The sequence below is a fragment of the Limimaricola cinnabarinus genome (assembly GCF_047631075.1).
Classification (GTDB): Bacteria; Pseudomonadota; Alphaproteobacteria; order Rhodobacterales; family Rhodobacteraceae; genus Limimaricola; species Limimaricola cinnabarinus.
In genome coordinates, this window is the sequence record NZ_JBLHYX010000005.1 from 1 (window position 1) to 16,706 (window position 16,706).

The 16,706-nt window shown below is 67.3% G+C and carries 19 protein-coding genes; 8 read left to right on the forward strand and 11 right to left on the reverse strand.

Annotated features, from left to right (window positions below):
- The first annotated feature begins 235 nt into the window (after nt 1-235).
- The gene (locus tag ACJASC_RS05430; RefSeq protein ID WP_415144209.1) at nt 236-442 is read left to right on the forward strand and encodes a cold-shock protein; all 207 of its coding nucleotides are present in this window, start codon (nt 236-238) and stop codon (nt 440-442) included.
- Nucleotides 443-706, forward strand: a complete 264-nt coding sequence (locus ACJASC_RS05435; RefSeq protein WP_415144211.1) for a hypothetical protein — start codon at nt 443-445, stop codon at nt 704-706. It abuts the gene before it with no gap.
- Here ACJASC_RS05435 and ACJASC_RS05440 read toward each other — a convergent pair.
- The 3 genes from ACJASC_RS05440 to ACJASC_RS05450 all read right to left on the reverse strand — a co-directional run bounded on the left by ACJASC_RS05440 (nt 696) and on the right by ACJASC_RS05450 (nt 2,543).
- Complete coding sequence (locus ACJASC_RS05440; RefSeq protein ID WP_415144212.1) at nt 696-1,085, reverse strand: hypothetical protein; 390 nt, start codon at nt 1,083-1,085, stop codon at nt 696-698. The genes ACJASC_RS05435 and ACJASC_RS05440 overlap by 11 nt on opposite strands.
- Nucleotides 1,086-1,217: 132 nt before the next feature.
- Nucleotides 1,218-1,742 (reverse strand): MarR family winged helix-turn-helix transcriptional regulator, encoded by a 525-nt coding sequence (locus tag ACJASC_RS05445; protein ID WP_021692260.1) that lies wholly within the window; start codon nt 1,740-1,742, stop codon nt 1,218-1,220.
- Nucleotides 1,743-1,934: 192 nt separating this feature from the next.
- Nucleotides 1,935-2,543, reverse strand: coding sequence for a response regulator transcription factor (locus ACJASC_RS05450; protein WP_415144216.1), 609 nt, complete (start codon nt 2,541-2,543; stop codon nt 1,935-1,937).
- A 256-nt stretch (nt 2,544-2,799) separates the two neighbouring features.
- Here ACJASC_RS05450 and ACJASC_RS05455 point away from each other — a divergent pair, with 256 nt between their 5' ends.
- Both ACJASC_RS05455 and ACJASC_RS05460 read left to right on the forward strand, forming a co-directional pair.
- Nucleotides 2,800-3,375 (forward strand): putative pterin-binding protein, encoded by a 576-nt coding sequence (locus ACJASC_RS05455; protein WP_415144218.1) that lies wholly within the window; start codon nt 2,800-2,802, stop codon nt 3,373-3,375.
- Between the two features lie 52 nt (nt 3,376-3,427).
- A complete protein-coding gene (locus tag ACJASC_RS05460) occupies nt 3,428-5,995 on the forward strand; it encodes a PAS domain-containing hybrid sensor histidine kinase/response regulator (RefSeq protein ID WP_415144220.1) in 2,568 nt (855 codons plus the stop codon).
- A 28-nt stretch (nt 5,996-6,023) separates the two neighbouring features.
- Here ACJASC_RS05460 and ACJASC_RS05465 read toward each other — a convergent pair whose 3' ends face one another.
- The gene (locus tag ACJASC_RS05465; protein WP_415144222.1) at nt 6,024-6,818 is read right to left on the reverse strand and encodes a lytic murein transglycosylase; all 795 of its coding nucleotides are present in this window, start codon (nt 6,816-6,818) and stop codon (nt 6,024-6,026) included.
- A 103-nt stretch (nt 6,819-6,921) separates the two neighbouring features.
- On the opposite strand from ACJASC_RS05465, the gene ACJASC_RS05470 reads away from it, so the two are divergent.
- Nucleotides 6,922-8,016 carry a S1C family serine protease gene (locus tag ACJASC_RS05470; protein ID WP_415144224.1) on the forward strand — a complete coding sequence of 365 codons (1,095 nt, stop codon included), beginning with the start codon at nt 6,922-6,924 and terminating at the stop codon, nt 8,014-8,016.
- 16 nt (nt 8,017-8,032) lie between these two features.
- Here the strand turns inward: ACJASC_RS05470 and ACJASC_RS05475 are convergent, their stop codons facing one another.
- Together ACJASC_RS05475 and metG are read right to left on the reverse strand one after the other, a co-directional pair.
- On the reverse strand, nt 8,033-8,530 hold the full coding sequence (locus ACJASC_RS05475; protein ID WP_415144226.1) for a hypothetical protein: 498 nt from the start codon (nt 8,528-8,530) through the stop codon (nt 8,033-8,035).
- A gap of 88 nt (nt 8,531-8,618) precedes the next feature.
- A complete protein-coding gene (gene metG, locus ACJASC_RS05480) occupies nt 8,619-10,334 on the reverse strand; it encodes a methionine--tRNA ligase (RefSeq protein WP_415144228.1) in 1,716 nt (571 codons plus the stop codon).
- A 185-nt stretch (nt 10,335-10,519) separates the two neighbouring features.
- Between metG and ACJASC_RS05485 the strand changes: the two genes are divergently transcribed.
- The 3 genes from ACJASC_RS05485 to ACJASC_RS05495 all read left to right on the forward strand — a co-directional run bounded on the left by ACJASC_RS05485 (nt 10,520) and on the right by ACJASC_RS05495 (nt 13,746).
- Nucleotides 10,520-11,560, forward strand: a complete 1,041-nt coding sequence (locus ACJASC_RS05485) for an aldo/keto reductase (protein WP_415144230.1) — start codon at nt 10,520-10,522, stop codon at nt 11,558-11,560.
- A gap of 128 nt (nt 11,561-11,688) precedes the next feature.
- A complete protein-coding gene (locus tag ACJASC_RS05490) occupies nt 11,689-12,231 on the forward strand; it encodes a lipocalin family protein (RefSeq protein WP_415144232.1) in 543 nt (180 codons plus the stop codon).
- 3 nt (nt 12,232-12,234) lie between these two features.
- The gene (locus tag ACJASC_RS05495; RefSeq protein ID WP_415144234.1) at nt 12,235-13,746 is read left to right on the forward strand and encodes a carnitine 3-dehydrogenase; all 1,512 of its coding nucleotides are present in this window, start codon (nt 12,235-12,237) and stop codon (nt 13,744-13,746) included.
- An 8-nt stretch (nt 13,747-13,754) separates the two neighbouring features.
- Here ACJASC_RS05495 and ACJASC_RS05500 read toward each other — a convergent pair whose 3' ends face one another.
- The 5 genes from ACJASC_RS05500 to ACJASC_RS05520 all read right to left on the reverse strand — a co-directional run bounded on the left by ACJASC_RS05500 (nt 13,755) and on the right by ACJASC_RS05520 (nt 16,649).
- The gene (locus ACJASC_RS05500) at nt 13,755-14,402 is read right to left on the reverse strand and encodes an NUDIX hydrolase (protein ID WP_415144236.1); all 648 of its coding nucleotides are present in this window, start codon (nt 14,400-14,402) and stop codon (nt 13,755-13,757) included.
- Nucleotides 14,402-14,803 (reverse strand): DUF983 domain-containing protein, encoded by a 402-nt coding sequence (locus tag ACJASC_RS05505; protein WP_021692247.1) that lies wholly within the window; start codon nt 14,801-14,803, stop codon nt 14,402-14,404. The genes ACJASC_RS05500 and ACJASC_RS05505 overlap by 1 nt, the downstream gene beginning before the upstream one ends.
- A gap of 197 nt (nt 14,804-15,000) precedes the next feature.
- Nucleotides 15,001-15,573: a fasciclin domain-containing protein gene (locus ACJASC_RS05510; protein ID WP_021692246.1), complete on the reverse strand. Its 573-nt coding sequence runs from the start codon at nt 15,571-15,573 to the stop codon at nt 15,001-15,003.
- A 93-nt stretch (nt 15,574-15,666) separates the two neighbouring features.
- Entirely contained in the window at nt 15,667-16,374 is a 708-nt protein-coding gene (locus ACJASC_RS05515; protein WP_415144238.1) for an HAD family hydrolase, read from the reverse strand.
- On the reverse strand, nt 16,371-16,649 hold the full coding sequence (locus ACJASC_RS05520) for a DUF3572 domain-containing protein (RefSeq protein ID WP_045319538.1): 279 nt from the start codon (nt 16,647-16,649) through the stop codon (nt 16,371-16,373). Before ACJASC_RS05520 ends, ACJASC_RS05515 begins: the two co-directional genes overlap by 4 nt.
- Nucleotides 16,650-16,706: the final 57 nt, after the last annotated feature.

Below are 16,706 nucleotides of genomic sequence, written 5' to 3' on the forward strand. Positions count from 1 at the left end.
CGCAGCGCCGCATTGTAGTCGGACCAGTTCGTCGTGCGGTAGCGGGTCGGGAAAGGCTTTGGCATACCCTCGACCTAACCCTCAGGATGCGCTCGGTGAATCCCCCTCACCGAGATGTGCAACAGCGCCTCCTCGATTACTGTTCTCCTTCACCGGCTGCAGTTCTTCTCGATGCGACACTGACCAAGCCGAGTTGCCGCATGTCTGCGGGCAGCACATGATAGGAGATCACACCATGGCCACTGGCACCGTGAAATGGTTCAACACCACCAAAGGCTTCGGCTTCATTGCGCCCGACGGCGGCAGCAAAGACGTTTTCGTCCACATTTCCGACGTCGAGCGCTCGGGTCTGACCGGCCTGCGTGACGACCAGAAGGTCAGCTTCGACATCGAGGCCGGCCGCGATGGTCGCGACTCCGCGAAGAACATCGAACTTGCCTGAGTGGTAAGGCGCCTTGGCGCCGACTGCCGGACGCTTTGGCTGACCACTTGCGCCTTTTCGTGGGATATCGAGCGGGCGCTGGAATTCGCGCTGTTCCGTACCTATGTTGTGCCGTCGATCTCCGGGCTTCTGGCGCGGACCTGGGAGTTCGCGAACCGGCCCGCCAAGCGATACGACGACACCGAACTGTTGCTGTCGGAGCCTCTGGAGAACGGGCTTGACAGCCTGCGCGGCCGGACTGCGATCGCGCGGATCAACGTGTGACGACATGCGCTACGTGCTCGGCACCTTCGTAATCGAATCGATCCGCTGGCTTGACCGCTACGGCCGACGCGCCATGACGCTGCATGAACAACAGGCATGGATGAGTTATTATCGCGCGCTGGGCGCACGGCTGGGCATTCGCGACATTCCGGACGATCTCGCGGGGTTTGCCGCGTTCAATGCCGAGGTCGAACAGCGCCGCATGCAGTTTGCCCCGAGCAACCGCGTCGTGGGTCAAGCCACGCTCGACCTGCTGCTCGGCTTCTACCTGCCGCGACGGCTGTTCGGACTCGGGCGGCCGGTGGCGCTGGCGCTGATGGATGCGCCGCTGCTCGCCGCGATGGGCCTGCCCGAGCCGCCGCCGCCCGCAACTGGTCACGGCGCGCCGGCGCGCGAGCTATCCTGCGGGCTACGAGATCGCCGGTCTCGGGGTCTGGCCCTCGAGGGCCGACCGGAGCCTGTCCTGCGGGGCGAACGGGACCGCGGCAAGGGACCGGAAGCTGACGAGCCGCTAGAGGTCGGGACGCGCGGCCGTGGCCGGCGCGGCGTCGGGAGCTTCGAGCGTGTCTGCGAGGTAACGCGTGATCTTGTCGACGGCCCGGGTGAGACCGTCGAGTTCGGACTCATCGAGAAGTTCGGTGAATACCCTCTGGCGGTCGAGCAGACCCGGTTCGAAGGTGGCGAGTGCTGCCTGCCCCTCGGGGGACAGGCGCAACAGCCTTTTACGACGGTTCGCGGGATCGGGCTGCTGCTCGAGCAGCCCCTGCTGCAGAAGATCCGATACAGACCGGCTGATCTGCGCACGGTCGATGACCATCAGCCGGCTCAGATCCGCCGCCGTGGTTTCCTTGAAGATACCGAGAACCATGAGGATGCGGTAGGAGGTCAGGCTGGTGTCATGCACGGCCAGCTGGCGCGCGGCATGGGTATCGAGCAGCTTGGACAGGCGGCTGATGCGAAACGACAGGCGCTGCTCGAGCTCGGTCAGGGCCCGAAGCCGTTCGGCCATGCGCCGCGGATCGTTCATCATCGCCATCTGGCCGCTCCACCCCCGCCGCTCCGGGCCGCCGACATCCCGGGTCCGACCCTAGCAAGCCGCCGCGGGGCCGTCCATCTGCGGAGAAGCCGTTGCCATGCCATGCCTTCCGCCGGTGCCGGAAACGGCCAAACGAAAGCCCCGGCCGCATCCTGCGGCCGGGGCTTTTCCGGATTCCCGATTTGACAGATGTCAGACCATTTCCTGATCGCGCGCCATCATCGCCGCCTGAGTGCGGTTCTTGGCGCCCATCTTGCGGCACAGCGTCTTGACGTGCAGCTTGACCGTCACCTCCTGGATGTCGTGGTCGAGCGCGATCTCCTTGTTGGACTTGCCCTTGGAGATGCCTTCGAGAACTTGTCGCTCGCGCGGGGTAAGGTGCGACACCGCCGGGTTGTCGGCCTCCTTGGCAGTCATGAAATCGACGGGCACATAAGTTTCGCCCATTACCATGAACTTCACCGCGTTGGTCATCGAGCGGGCAGACATGGTCTTGGGAAGGAACCCCGCGGCTCCGGCGGCCAACGCCTCTTCGGCAACGTTCTTGTCGGCGCTGCCGGAGATCAGGGCCACCGGGTTGCCACCGCTGGCCTCCAGCGCCGCGCGCAGGCCCTCAAGCCCTTTCATGCCGGGCATCCGGTAGTCGAGCAGCACCAGTTCGAACGGGCCGTTCCCGGTGATCTGTGCCATCGCCTCGTCGAAGCTCGCGCTCTGCGTGGCCTTCATGCCGCAATCGCGCTCAAGGTAGGCGGCCATCATCTCGCGCACCAGGTCATGGTCGTCTGCGATCAGGATACGCATGATCCGTCCTCTCGTGTCGTTGCGGTCCGGCGGTCCGGTATCCCGCGCCAAGGTGGTCCCAAGTCAGGGTAGCAGAAGAGATAAGCTGCGAAACGGGCGAATCCGAGGCCATCCTACATAATTCCGCGTCCAAACCCGTCCAATCCGGGGCATTGTCGCCACGTTCACGCCATCGCGGCACCACAAGGATTCGTAAAATGCTTCTTGATGACGCATGTTGAACGCGTCGTCGTAGAGGATCTGGAAAGGAGCCGACATGCAGATGGTCTACGCTGGCGCCATCGTCGGGCTGACCTTCACGGGGCTGGCGCTGATCGGGTTGAACATGCCGATGTTTTCGAACGCCGAACGCGAAGCGACGGCGACCGAGGTGCCGCGACCCGCGGCGGCGGGGTCGTCGGCGACCGAACCGGGCGTGCTCCGGATCGGCCGGGGCGACGAGGGCGCGGTGAGGTTCGACCTGCAGGATCTCGACGCGCTGCCGCAGCTCGTGTTCGAGACAGGCACGATCTGGACCGATGGCGTGTCTACATTTTCAGGCGTGCCGGTGGCGGCGCTGCTCGAGGAAGCGGGATTGGAAAAGACGCTGGAACAGCCCGATGCGACGTTGGAGCTGATTGCGCTCAACGACTACCGGGTGCGCATTCCGATGAACGAGATCGGCCCGGAACTGCCGATCATCGCAACGCGGATCGACGGCAGAACCGTACCGGTCCGTGACAAGGGGCCTTACTGGCTGGTTTACCCCTATGATTCCGATCCGCGGTTCCGGACCGAGGACGTCTATGCGCGCAGCATCTGGCAACTGGCGAAGATGGTCGTGATAGAGTGAGCGGGAGACGCATGTGAGCGGTTCGGGAGCGTTCCGGCGCGAGCGCTGGCAAATGAACGCACGCACCGGCCTTGGCGTGGCCGCGGCGATCGTCCTGACGGCGGTGCTGTCGCTCGGATGGATGTTGGGACGTCAGATCCGCGAGCTTGAAGGCGCGGGCATTGACAACACCCAGTGGACGCTCGCGCAGCTCGAACTCGAGACCGCAATCTTCGCGCGCGACGTGATCGGCGTGGCGCAGGAGGCGCAGGAAAACGCCGACCGGCTGCGGTTGCGCTTCGAAATCCTGATCAGCCGCCTCGGTCTGGTGCGCAGCGGCAAGATCGGCCGCTCGCTGGTCGAATATCCCGGTGTCCCCGCATTGCTGGAGCAGATCGACGATTACGTGGCACGGGTCGACGCGCTCTTCGCGCAGGAACTGAGCGAAGCCGATCTCGTGCGGATCTATCGCGAAACCCTCGCGGTGCAACCGATGATGCGCGAGCTGTCGCTCGACGGGCTCGACATCCTTGCCGAGATTGCGGAGGTCTATCGCCACCGGGTGCGCCAACAGGCCGAGCTGACGGCGCTGTCGGGAGGATTGCTGCTGATCCTGCTGGGGGCACTGCTGCGGCTGATCGACGTGCAGCGCCGCCGTGTGCTCGAGCGGGATCGGGTGCTGTCGCGCACGGCGGAGCGGCTGAACTCGGTGATCGGCTCCTCGCTCGACGCGATCGTTCTGGCCGATCACGACGGCATCATCACCGATTTCAACCCGGCCGCCGAGGAGATCTTCGGCTGGCGCAAGGAGGAAATCCAAGGCAGTTCGGTGATCGACACCATCGTGCCGATCGCGCGCCGCGAGAACTTTGCCCAACGGATCAAGGATTTTCTGCGTACGGGGCAGGGGGAGCTGATCGGGGCCGGGCGGGTCGAGCTTGCCGCACGCCGTCGCGATGGCGAAGTATTTCCCATCGAAGCTGTCCTGACCAGCGTCGAGGGTCCGAAAGGACCGGTCTTCATCGGGTATCTGCGCGACATCACCGATCTCAAGGCCGCTCAGGCGCGACTGATCGCGGCGCGCGACACCGCCGAGCGGGCCGACCGCGCCAAATCGCGCTTCCTGTCTGTGATGAGCCACGAGATGCGCACCCCGCTCAATGGCATCATGGGCGTGCTCGACCTTCTCGAGACATCGTCGCTGGCGCCCGAACAGCGCCGCCAGATCGGCGTGGCGCTGGCTTCGGCCGAGATCCTGCTGCAGCTGGTCAATGAATCGCTCGACATCACCCGTATCGAGACCGGCGAGGAGACGATCGAAGCGCAACCCTTCGCGCCGGGGCCGATGCTGCAGCGCCTCTTGTCGGTGCTGCGACCGCTCGCCGCGGAAAAGGACCTGCCGCTCGACTTGGAAGCCGAGGAGGCGGATCTTGGTCTGTGGTACGAGGGCGATCCGAACCGCGTGGCGCAGATCATCACCAACCTCATCGGCAACGCGATCAAATTCACCGAACAGGGCCTGATCGAGGTGACACTGGGGTTGGAGCCCGACCGCATCGAGATTGCCGTGCGCGACACCGGCATCGGCATCGCGTCCGAGGATATCGAACGCGTCTTTGCCGAATTCGTGACCCGCGCCCGTCCGGAGGGACGCCAAGGCCGCAGCGACGGGCTCGGCCTCGCTATCTCACGGCGCCTCGCGCGGCTGATGGGCGGCGACATCACCGTGTGCAGCACGCTTGGAAGGGGCAGCACCTTCCAACTTACCCTGCCGCTGCACCGGGTGCCGCCGCCGCTCGAAATGCCGGTGCCCGAACTGATCGCCCCCGCGTCGGGAGCGGCCCGCCTGTCGGTGCTGGTGATCGAGGACAACGCCGTCAACCGCATGGTATTGCGCGGCATGTTGCACCAGTTCGGCCATGAGGTGACCGAGGCCCAGAACGGCGCCAAGGGGCTTGAGCGGCTGCGCGAGCAGAAATACGACGTCGTGCTGATGGATTTCGAGATGCCGGTGATGGGAGGCATCGACGCGACCCGCGCGATCCGCGACGGTCTGCCGGCCGACCGGCAATCGCCGATCATTGGCCTGACCGCGCATGGCTCCGCCGAGGCGCGCGCCGCCGGGCTCGCGGCGGGCATGAACGAGGTCTATGCCAAGCCGCTGCGGCTGCCGGTGCTGCGTCGCTTGCTTGCCGCCTTCGAAACCGTGCCGCCCGCCGCCACCCCCGATATTGCGTCTGCACCCCCCGCAGAGTTCGTGATCGAGGCCGCTATATCGTCGAGCGCCCAGGCGGCATTGTTCGATATCGACGATTTCGACGATATGGCCGAGATGCTGGGGGCCGAACATCTGGTTCGCGCGCTCGACGCCTTTGAGGCGGATTTGCGCGACTGCCTGCCGCGGTTGACGGGCGACAAGCCTGCCGAAGAGGGCGTGGTCGCCGTGGCGCACAAGTTGCGCGGGGGGGCGGCAATGCTCGGCCTGACCGGTCCGGTCGAGACACTGGGCGAGATGGAAACCCGCGCCCCGACGCTTTATTCCAACGAAGAGGTTGCGGTTCTGCGCCTGCAGATCGAGCGGTCCATCGCCGCGGCCCGGCAGCGGGTCGAAACGTTGGAGCCGAGCGGGGCGGGGGCCTGACCTCCACCCCGCCCGACAATCGACCGGATCAGCCTTGGATGCGCGCCGCCATCAACGCGATGGCCTTCTGGTAGACGCCCGCCGCGTTCCATTCCTGGATCACCGCGAAGTTGGGCTGCCCCTCCTGATAGCCCGCGCCCGGCTGCCAGCCCTTTTGGCGCAGGAAATTGGCGGTCGAGGCCATCGCATCGCTCAGATCAGTGAGATCGACCCGGCCATTGCCGTCGCCATCGACGCCGTAGCGCAGGATATTGCCCGGCAGGAACTGGGTATGGCCCAACTCGCCATGCATCGCTCCGGTTGAGCCGGGCGACACCGCGCCGCGATCGACAAGCATCAGCGCCGCCAGCGCGTGCTGCGAGAAGAACTCGGACCGGCGGCAGTCATAGGCCAGCGTCGAGATCGCCGAGAGCACGTTGCTGTCGCCCATGAAGCCGCCAAATCCCGTCTCCATGCCATGGATCGCGATCAGCACGCTTGCAGGTACGCCGTACTGGCTCTCGAGGCTCTGCCAGAAACCGGGATTGGAGGCGAGCTTCTTGCGACCTTGGGCGACGATGGTGTCGGCGCCGCGCACTTGCAGGAACTTGTCGAGCGAATAATTGAAGCTCTTTTGATTGCGGTCGGCATTGATGGTGCGCTGGGCATAGCTGGTCTGGGCCAGCGCGTTCAGCCCGGCCTGTCCGACACCCTGCGCGGCGGCCTCGGCGGCGAATTCCTGTTTCCAGCGTTCGAAGCCGGAGGCGTCGTTGCCGCAGGTGGCGGCGGCAGCCGAGCCCGCGCCGAGCCCGAGCGCAAGGAGGGTGGAAAGCACGTGTCGCAATGGATAACTCCCATGACATGGATGGCGGCCCTATCAGAGGGCCGGTTTGCGAATGGACCTAGCACGGGTCCGTGCAGCGACAACGCCAAAGCCGGGAGGGATCATGCGTGCCAGTCTCGTGGGGGTGATCCTCGCCCTGATGCTCATCGTGGCCTTCATGGCCGGGCGCCAGACCTCGACGCCGCCCGCCGCGCCGCCGGCCGGGACCCTGCCGGTTTCGGCCGAGGCCGCATCGGCGGAGGCGCGCACCATCGCGGTATTCCGCGCCGCGCGCGACAGCGTCGTGGCGATCACCACATCGACACGGATCGTCGATCCCTTCACCCGCCGCGCGGGCGAGACGCCGCTCGGCTCCGGCTCGGGGTTCGTGTGGGACGAGGCGGGCCATGTCGTCACCAATGATCACGTGATCCGGGAGGCGAGCCGCGCCACTGTGCAGCTCGCCGACGGACGGTCGCTGCCCGCCCGCGTGGTGGGGCGTGACCCCGGCCATGATCTGGCGGTGCTGCGCATCGAAGGGCGTGATCTTCCGGCCCCCTTGCCGCGCCCCGAGGCGGGCGAGGGCGCGCTTCAGGTCGGGCAATCGGTGCTCGCGATCGGCAATCCCTTCGGGCTGGACTGGACCCTCACCACCGGCATCGTCTCGGCGCTCGATCGCGAGTTGCCGGGCGAGGCGGGGCGCATGATCCGGGGCCTGATCCAGACGGATGCCGCGATCAATCCGGGCAATTCCGGTGGCCCGCTGCTCGATGCGCGCGGCCGTCTCGTGGGGGTGAATACGGCGATCTATTCGCCTTCGGGCGCAAGCGCGGGGATCGGCTTCGCGGTGCCGGTGGCGGTGGCGGCACGAGTGGTGCCGCAGCTCATCGAGACCGGGCGCTACGCGCCGCCGAGCCTCGGTTTGGGGTTCGACGCGCGGATCAATGCCGCCGTCAATCGGCAGGGGCTGACGGGGGCGCTGGTGCTGGAGGTCGCGCCGGGGTCGCAGGCGGAGGCTGCCGGGATCGTCCCGGCGCGGCTGGCGCGCGGCGTCTTGCTGCCGGGCGACGTGATCAGAGCGCTAGATGGTGAGGCGGTGGAGGGGCTCGACGACCTGCTGGCCCGGATCGACCGCCGCCGCGCGGGCGAGGAGGTCACGCTCAGCCTCGAACGCGACGGTCGCCGCCGCGAGGTGACGCTGACGCTGAGATCCGGCTGACGCTGAGAGCCGGCCGCTAGGCGCGCCCGCGCTCGCGGCGAGGCCCGCCCCAGATGCCGCCCAGCGCTGCGGCGAACAGCCCGGCCAGGGCCATCGTGCCAAGCACCGGATCGCCGAGGCCCGCCGGAGCGGCCCCGACAAGCTCCGGCACCACTTGTTGCAGCGTTTCGGGGGCAAAGATGGCGGCGGCCATGACGATCACGAGCAACAGCGCCCAGACGGCGACACCGTGCAAGGCCGCGATGCGGCGGCGTGCGGTTCCCGCGAGCGTGGCAGCGCTCCACCCCGCCCCGATCAGCGCGGGCAGCGGCAACAGCATGGGCCAGAGACCTCCCGGCGCGGGCAGGGCCCCGGCCACGCCACGCCATAGAAGCAACAGCGGCACCATCAACGCCACGCCGATCAGCCCGCCGACCAGCATCGCGCCCCAGGACAGACCGTCGCCATGCGACACCGGCTCCGCCCCGATCAGGCTGCCGCGCGTGGTGGGGATCTTTCGGAGGGTCTGGCTCATCATGCGCTCCTGTGCTGCGGTCTCACACTAGCGCGATCCGCTCGGGGTCGATCCAGTCCCTTTCAACCGCAGCCGGAAGATTTTTCGCTTAAGCGCTTCGCTTGCCAGCGAAACGCGTCTGCCAATCCTCGCGCTCCTCGTCGGTGATCTTGCGGAAGGTCACGTCGGGCACGCTGAAGCCATGGCCCACCGGCAGGGTGGTGAGCGCCTGCGCCACGTCGCCGGGCCAGGCGTCGTCATCGCTGCGCATTGCCTCCATCAGCTGCGCGCTGGCGTCAGGAATGAAGGGCGCCGAAAGCACCGCGTAGAGCCGGATCAGGTTGAGCGCGAGGCGGATCTGCATCGCCGCCGCCTCTGGGTCGCTCTTGAAGCTCGCCCAAGGCGCCGCATCCTGCAGGTATTCGTTGCCGGCAACCCAGATCGCGCGCAGCTCGGCCGCGGCCTTGCGCACCTCGATCGCGTCCATGTGGCCCTCATAGGCGCGCACCCGGCGTTCGAGATCGGCGATGAGCTGCTCCTCTCGCGCCCCATAGGCCCCGCCCGCAGGCACCTCCTCGCCGAACTTGGAGCGGCAGAACTTGGTGACTCGGCTGACGAAGTTGCCGAGAACGTCGGCGAGATCCTTGTTCACCGATTGCTGGAAATTCTCCCAAGTGAACTCGGCGTCGGAGCTTTCGGGCGCGTGGGACAGAAGCCACCAGCGCCAGTAATCGGCGGGCAGCACCTCCAGCGCCTGATCCATGAACACGCCGCGCCCGCGTGAGGTCGAGAATTGCCCGCCATCATAGTTCAGATAGTTGAACGACTTGATGTAATCGACGAGCTTCCACGGCTCGCCCGAGCCGAAGATGGTCGCCGGGAAGGAAAGCGTGTGGAACGGCACGTTGTCCTTGCCCATGAACTGGGTATAGCGCACGTCGTCGGCGCCGAGGTCGGTGCGCCACCAGCGCTCCCAATCCGCGCCCTTGCCGGCATCGACCCATTCCTGCGCGCAGGCGATGTATTCGATCGGCGCGTCGAACCAGACGTAGAAGACCTTGCCCTCCATGCCGGGCCACTCATTCTCGCCCTTCTTGACCGGGATGCCCCAGTCGAGGTCGCGGGTGATGCCACGATCCTGCAGCCCGTCGCCGTCATTGAGCCACTTCTTGGCGATCGAGGTGGTCAGGATCGGCCAGTCGGTCTTGCCGTCGATCCACTCCGACAACTGGCCGCGCATGCCGCTCTGCTTGAGGTAGAGATGCTTGGTCTCGCGCGGCTCCAGATCGGTGGAGCCTGAGATCACCGAGCGCGGATTGATCAGGTCCACCGGGTCGAGCTGCTTGGTGCAGTTGTCGCACTGGTCGCCGCGCGCGCTTTCGAATCCGCAATTGGGGCAGGTGCCCTCGATGTAGCGATCGGGCAGGTACCGGCCGTCGGCCTTCGAATAGATCTGGGTCTCGACCCGCTCTTCGATCAGCCCGGCCTCGTCGAGACGGGCGGCGAAGGCTTGGGTCAGACGATGGTTCTGCGGGCTGGAGGATCGACCGAAATGGTCGAAGGAGAGCCGGAAGCCACGTGCGATCTCGGCCTGCGTCTCGTGCATCTCGGCGCAGAATTCGGCCACCGGCTTGCCGGCTTGGGCGGCGGCCAGCTCGGCCGGGGTGCCGTGTTCGTCGGTGGCGCACAGGAACAACACCTCGTGACCGCGCCCGCGCTGGTAGCGCGCGAAGAGATCGGCGGGAAGCTGACTGCCCACCAGATTGCCCAGATGCTTGATCCCGTTGATGTAGGGGATGGCCGAGGTGATGAGATGCCGTGCCATGCTGCTGGTGTCCTTCGCTGCGTCCGCTCCCCCTGTAGCGATCCCGCCCGCGCAAGGCCAGTGGGGCGCGCATCGCCCCGGGAACAGTGGGGCGCGACGGCTTGCCGTCGGGCGCGCGCAGCCCTACCTCTGCGCCTCGCAGACCGGACGGATGAGACCGGCACGAGGACAGGAAGGCCCCGAACATGAAGAAGATCCCCCTTGGTCGCAGCGGTATCGAGGTCAGCGAATGGTGTCTCGGCACCATGACCTATGGCAGCCAGACCCCCGAGGACGACGCGCACCGCCAGCTCGACATGGCGCTCGATGCGGGGATCGATTTCCTCGACGCCGCCGAGATGTATCCCGTGAACCCGGTCAAGGCCGAGACCATGGGCCGCACCGAGGAGTTCATCGGCAATTGGATCGAAAAGAGCGGCAAGCGCGACGCCTACAGGATCGCCACCAAGGCCGCCGGTCCCAACCCCGGCTGGGCCCGTGACGGCAAGGGTTATGACGGCGGCAACATCCGCGAGATCGTCGAAGGCTCGCTCAAGCGCCTGAAGACCGACGTGATCGACCTCTACCAGCTGCACTGGCCCGAGCGCGGCTCGTATCACTTCCGCCAGTACTGGAACTTCGACCCTTCGGGTCAGGATCCCGAGCGCACCCGCGATCACATGGACGGTGTCCTTGCCACGCTCAAGGATATGGTCGCCGAGGGCAAGATCCGCGCCTTCGGCCTGTCGAACGAGAGCGCATGGGGCACCACCCGCTGGATCGACCGCGCCGAGGCGCAGGGCGGCCCCCGCGTGGCCTCGGTCCAGAACGAATACTCGCTGCTGTCGCGGCTCTATGACACCGACATGGCCGAGATGGCGGTGAACGAGGATGTGCTGCTGCTGGCCTATTCGCCGCTGGCCTGCGGCTATCTCACCGGCAAGTATCAGGACGGCATCCCCGAGGGCTCGCGACTTTCGATCAACGGCGATTTGGGCGGGCGCAAGACCGACCGGGTGATCCGGGCCACGCAGGCCTATCTCGACATCGCCGATCGCCACGGTCTCGACCCGGTGCACATGGCGCTGGCATGGCAGCGCACGCGGCCCTTCGCGGTTTGCCCGATCTTCGGCGCGACCAATGTCGATCAGCTCGAGCGCATCCTCGCGGGACGCGACGTGGTGGTGTCGGACGAGGTGGTGGCCGAGATCAATGCGGCGCACAAGCAGCACCCGATGCCCTATTGAGCCGATGACGGAGCCCGTGCGAGGCTCGGGCTCCGTTCGCTCGCCGATCCACACACCGATCCCTCCGCCGTTTCACTGGCCGACCCGCGCCGTGATCCGGTGGCCCCCCGCACCCACAGGAGACCGCCGTGATCCTCGCCCTATCATCGCGGCTTCGCCGCCCCGCGCCGAGACGGGCGCTCGCGGCGCTTCTGATGCTCGCGGCCTGCGGTGCGGCCGAGCCGCCCGTTCCTGCGGCGCAGGCCCCTGTGTTCCGTGCGGCTGGCGCGCCGATCGCCTCGAGCCTGCGCGGCACGGCCCCGGACCTCAACGGCGACTGGATCGTCGCCTCGGCCTATCCCGGCGGTCCGGTGAGCCCCGGTGACCGGGTGACGCTCAAGCTCGATGTCTCCGGCGGCGGCGTGGCGCGGATCGCGGGGGCGGGCGAGGCGCGCCTGCGCGCAGTGACATCCGAGGGCCGGGGCCGCTTCGAGATCGGCGGTCAGCCCTGGTGGCTCCTGTGGACCGACGATGATTTTCGCACCGCGGTGATCGGCGCGCCGAACGGGGCCTATGGCTGGGTCATGAACCGGCCCGGTCAGGCCGGGGCCGACCGCAACCGCGCGGCGGTCGAAATGCTCGATTTCAACGGCTACGACACGGGCGCGCTTTCTACCGCGACGGGGGGCTGAGCGATGGCGGTCACGGGGGCGAGGACGGCGGCCATCATCGGCGGCGGGGTGATCGGCGGCGGCTGGGCCGCGCGGTTCGCACTGATGGGGTGGAACGTTCGCATCCACGATACCGACCCGGATGCCGCGCGCAAGATCGGCGCTGTCATCGAGCGCGCCCGCGCTGCGATGCCGGGCCTGTGGGACGTCGCCCTGCCCGACGAGGGCAAGGTGAGCTTTCACGACGACCTCGCCGAGACGGTGTCGGGGGCGGAGTGGATTCAGGAGAGCGTGCCCGAGCGGCTCGATCTCAAGCACGAGATCTACGCAGCGATCCAAGCGGCCTGCACCGAGACCGCGATCATCGGCTCATCGACCTCGGGGTTTCGCCCTTCGGAGCTGTCGGAGGGGGCCGCACGGCCGGGCCAGATCATCGTCGCGCACCCGTTCAACCCGGTCTACCTGCTGCCCCTCGTCGAGATCGTTACCGGCCCCGGCACCGGCGACGCGCGGATCGAACGGATCCGCACCACCCTGCGCGACATCGGGAGCCACCCGCTGTTTCTGCGCCGCGAGATCGACGCGCATATCGCCGACCGGCTCCTCGAGGCGGTCTGGCGCGAGGCGCTGTGGCTGGTCTCGGACGGCGTGGCAGACACCGCCGAGATCGACGACGCGATCCGCTACGGCTTTGGCCTGCGCTGGGCGCAGATGGGGCTGTTCGAGACCTACCGCATCGCCGGGGGCGAGGCGGGGATGCGGCAGTTCCTGACCCAGTTCGGCCCAGCGCTGAAATGGCCGTGGAGCAAGCTCACGGATGTGCCCGATCTCACCGACGAGCTGGTCGAGACCATCGCCAGCCAGTCCGAGGCCCAGTCCGGCGCGTATTCCATCGCCGATCTGGAGCGCATTCGCGATGCCAATCTCGTATCGATCCTGCGCGGGCTCAAGGCGCGCGACTGGGGCGCGGGGCGTCTCTTGAACGCCGCCGACCGTCGTGTCGGCGGTGCGCCCAAGGGCCTCGATGCGATGTCGCTCACGGGACCGCTCCCCACGGGGGCGCGCGCCGTGCCGCTCGACTGGAGCGACCACAATGGCCACATGACCGAACACCGCTACCTGCAGGCCTTCGGCGATGCAACCGACCGGTTTCTCGCGCTGATCGGCTGCGATGCCGACTATATCGCCCGCGGCCAAAGCTTCTTTACCGCCGAGACCCATATCCGGCATCTTTCAGAGGTCCGGGCCGGGGCGCGGATCACGCTCGACACGCAGCTTTTGCTGGCCGAGGGGCGCCGCGTGCGGATTTTTCATCGGATGTGGGCCGACTCGCGGCTGGTGGCGACGGCCGAGCACATGCTGGTACATGTCGATCTCGAAAGCCGCCGCGCCGCTGCACCACCGCCCGATCTCCGGGATCGTCTGGCCCGCATCGCCAAGGCGCATGCGCATCTGCCGCAGCCTGAAGGCGCAGGGGCCGCGATCGGACGACCGATCACGCGCAAAGGCGCGCAGGAGGCGGACGAGCCGGAGTAGGGCGATCCTCAGGGCCGGATGTCCGCCTCCATGGTGCCGTGAAAGAACGGCATCGGACGGGCCGGGTCGGGATCGTCCAGACGCGCCCGCACCTCGCGCAGCGCCAGTAGCGTGATCCGCGGCAGGTCGAGCGCCTCGCTCTGCGTCAGCGGCACCCAATGCAGATGCGCAAGCTCATCCTCGGCGCGGTCGAAATTGTCGGGATCACTGGCGAGGTGGTCGGCGCGGGCCAGAAAGAACCGCGCGTCGAAGCGGCGCGGTTGCCCCGGCGGCGTTACGGCGCGAAACACCGGCACGAGAGCGGCGGCATCGGGACGGTGACCGGTACGGGCAAAGCCGCGCCAGCCCGGCGGCGCGTCGGGCCAGTGGGCGGGACGCCCGAGAATTTGGCCGGTCTCTTCCCAAAGCTCGCGGATCGCGCAGGCAGAAAGCGGGGCCGCCAACTTTCCTAAAAGCGCGGCATGGGCCGGCCCGAGCGGGGCCGCGAAGCCCACGGTGGCATCCACCGGGTCGAGCGCACCACCCGGAAATACGTATTTCGACGGCATGAAGGCCGCACGCGCGCCGCGCCGACCCATCAGCACCGATGGGCCATCGGGCGTCTCGCGCAGCAGCACCACCGTCGCCGCGTCGCGGATCGGCACGGGGCCGGGCATCAATGCGCCTTGCCGAAGCCATGCATGCGTCGCGCCCACTGGATACCGACGACCACACCCTTGAGCCGTGGCAGAAGATAGAGCGACAGCGCCACGGCGCCTACGGTCAGCACTGTCGCCATGACCAGAGGATCGGGGCGAAAGCGCGTGAAACCCACATGGATCACCGGGGCCAACAGGTGCCCCACGATCAGGATGGTCAGATAGGCCGGACCGTCATCGGCGCGGTGATGGCGCAGCTCCTCGCGGCAGACCGGGCAGCGGTCGACCACCTTGAGATAGCCTTGGAACAGCCCGCCCTCGCCGCAGTTCGGGCACCGCCTGCGAAAGCCGCGCAGCATCGCGGGCCGCGTCGGGCGATCCTCGGTCTCGGCGTCTGGCTGGTGGACGGGCTCGCTCATCCGGGGCTCCTCGGGTGGTGGCGTCTGCCCTCCACATGCGCGCTCCGGGATGATTTTGAAAGACCGGGCATCCGGGTTGCGGCGCGATGCCGCGCGTGGGCGGGGCGCACCTTTCTTCGCAAGGCGGCCCGCCGCGCCATGCGCGACGAGCCTGTGGCCGGAGCGTGAGTGGAAGCTCCGACCGTCCCTTCGAAGGATTACTCGACCGCGGGCAGCAGCACACCGTCGATCACGTGGATCACGCCGTTCGACTGCTTCACGTCGGCGACGGTCACGTTGGCGGTGCGGTCTTGGCCATCGGTGATCATGATGGTTCCGTCTTCGCCTTCGGAGACGGTGAAGGTGCAGCCGCCGACGGTCTCGACTTCGTGCATGCCGCCATCATCCTTGATCATGCCGGAGATCGCGTCCGACATCGCATTGGCCGCGACGACGTGGCAGGTCAGGATCTCGGTCAGGCGATCCTTGTTCTCAGGCTTGAGCAGGTCCTCGACCGCGCCTTCGGGCAGGGCGGCGAAGGCGTCGTTGGTCGGTGCGAAGACGGTGAAAGGGCCTTCACCCGAGAGCGTCTCGACCAGATCGGCGGCCTGCACGGCAGCGACGAGCGTGGTGTGATCAGCCGAGTTCACGGCGTTCTCGACGATGTTCTTCTCGGGGAACATGGCGGCGCCGCCGACCATCGGGTTGCCGGTTTCGGCATGGGTCTCGGCCAGCGCGATGGTGGAGGTGAGGGCGATGGCGGTGCCGGCGAAGAGGGCCTTGAAAGTCATGATGTCGTCTCCCTGACATGTCCGGGGGCGATCATGCCCCTCGTGATGCCAGCAGACACGGCGGCCTCGGAGGCTCAGTTGCAGGCTGCGACATCACGGTTTCGTGATGCCTTGTTCGTCGAGCCAGTCGGGCAGCGCGCCGATGTGGTCCAGCACCAGATCGGCATGCGGCGCCAGTGAGTCCCGCGCCGCGAGGCCGGTCAGCACGGCGATCGCGGTCATCCCGGCGGCCCTGGCGGCGTGCAGGTCGTGCAGGCTGTCGCCGATCATCGCACAGGCTGCCGGTGCAAGGCCAAAGGCCGCGGCACAGGCGACGAGCTGGCCCGGACCCGGCTTGGCGCCATGACCGCTATCGGCCCCCGCGACGAAGCCAAAGCGCGCAGAGAGTCCCGAGGCGTGCAGATGCGCGCGTGCTGGTGCTTCGGAATCGTTGGTCACGAGGCCGAGCGCCAGACGGCGCGCCGCGAGATCGGCGAAGAGCGGGCCGAGTGGCACGGCAGGTACCTGCGGCGCCTTAGCCGACCGCGCGTTCATCCGCGCGATCACTGCCGCACGATCGCCGCCGGGCAGCAGGGGCAGCATCCGGTCGGCGATCTCGCCCGCGGTCGCGGCGATGACGATGCTGTCGGGCGAAAACCGACCCGCGGCCATGTCATAGCCCAATGCCTCGGCGATCCGCCGTGCGAGCGCCGCGTCGCCTCCGGCTTCGGCTTCGATCAACCCGCGCGACCAACCGCCCCATGTGGCGTGAAAGTCGAACAGCGTGCCGTCCTTGTCGAAGATCAACGCCGCCGGTCTCACGTCCAGTGCATCCGCGCCGGACCCGCGAGCACCAGCATGGCGGTGTGCGGCTCGTCATAGGCATATCCGGCGGTATCGCAAAAAGCGGTGACCCAAGCGTCGTCATTGGTAAGGAACTCAAGCACCGAGGCCTGGAACCCCGGCTCGGCCGCGCGCGCGCGCAGATCTTCGGCGGCGGCCCCCGTCGCTCCGAGAAACACTGGCCACAGCTCGTCATCGGCGGCCAGCCATCCCAATGCGCCCAGCGCGATCACCTCGGCACGTTCCCGCTTCATCATCGTCTCCCCAAAGCCCTGCGAAAGCATTTGTTAACCATTCCTGACGACCCTGAG

Coding starts and splice junctions, on each gene's coding strand:
- ACJASC_RS05510 (WP_021692246.1), bottom strand. CDS start 15,573: ATGACTTTCAAGGCCCTCTTCGCCGGCACCGCCATCGCCCTCACCTCC.
- ACJASC_RS05460 (WP_415144220.1), top strand. CDS start 3,428: ATGAACGCACGCACCGGCCTTGGCGTGGCCGCGGCGATCGTCCTGACG.
- ACJASC_RS05450 (WP_415144216.1), bottom strand. CDS start 2,543: ATGCGTATCCTGATCGCAGACGACCATGACCTGGTGCGCGAGATGATG.
- ACJASC_RS05500 (WP_415144236.1), bottom strand. CDS start 14,402: ATGCCCGGCCCCGTGCCGATCCGCGACGCGGCGACGGTGGTGCTGCTG.
- ACJASC_RS05445 (WP_021692260.1), bottom strand. CDS start 1,742: ATGGCGATGATGAACGATCCGCGGCGCATGGCCGAACGGCTTCGGGCC.
- ACJASC_RS05520 (WP_045319538.1), bottom strand. CDS start 16,649: ATGAAGCGGGAACGTGCCGAGGTGATCGCGCTGGGCGCATTGGGATGG.
- metG (WP_415144228.1), bottom strand. CDS start 10,334: ATGGCACGGCATCTCATCACCTCGGCCATCCCCTACATCAACGGGATC.
- ACJASC_RS05430 (WP_415144209.1), top strand. CDS start 236: ATGGCCACTGGCACCGTGAAATGGTTCAACACCACCAAAGGCTTCGGC.
- ACJASC_RS05475 (WP_415144226.1), bottom strand. CDS start 8,530: ATGAGCCAGACCCTCCGAAAGATCCCCACCACGCGCGGCAGCCTGATC.
- ACJASC_RS05505 (WP_021692247.1), bottom strand. CDS start 14,803: ATGAGCGAGCCCGTCCACCAGCCAGACGCCGAGACCGAGGATCGCCCG.
- ACJASC_RS05495 (WP_415144234.1), top strand. CDS start 12,235: ATGGCGGTCACGGGGGCGAGGACGGCGGCCATCATCGGCGGCGGGGTG.
- ACJASC_RS05470 (WP_415144224.1), top strand. CDS start 6,922: ATGCGTGCCAGTCTCGTGGGGGTGATCCTCGCCCTGATGCTCATCGTG.
- ACJASC_RS05485 (WP_415144230.1), top strand. CDS start 10,520: ATGAAGAAGATCCCCCTTGGTCGCAGCGGTATCGAGGTCAGCGAATGG.
- ACJASC_RS05455 (WP_415144218.1), top strand. CDS start 2,800: ATGCAGATGGTCTACGCTGGCGCCATCGTCGGGCTGACCTTCACGGGG.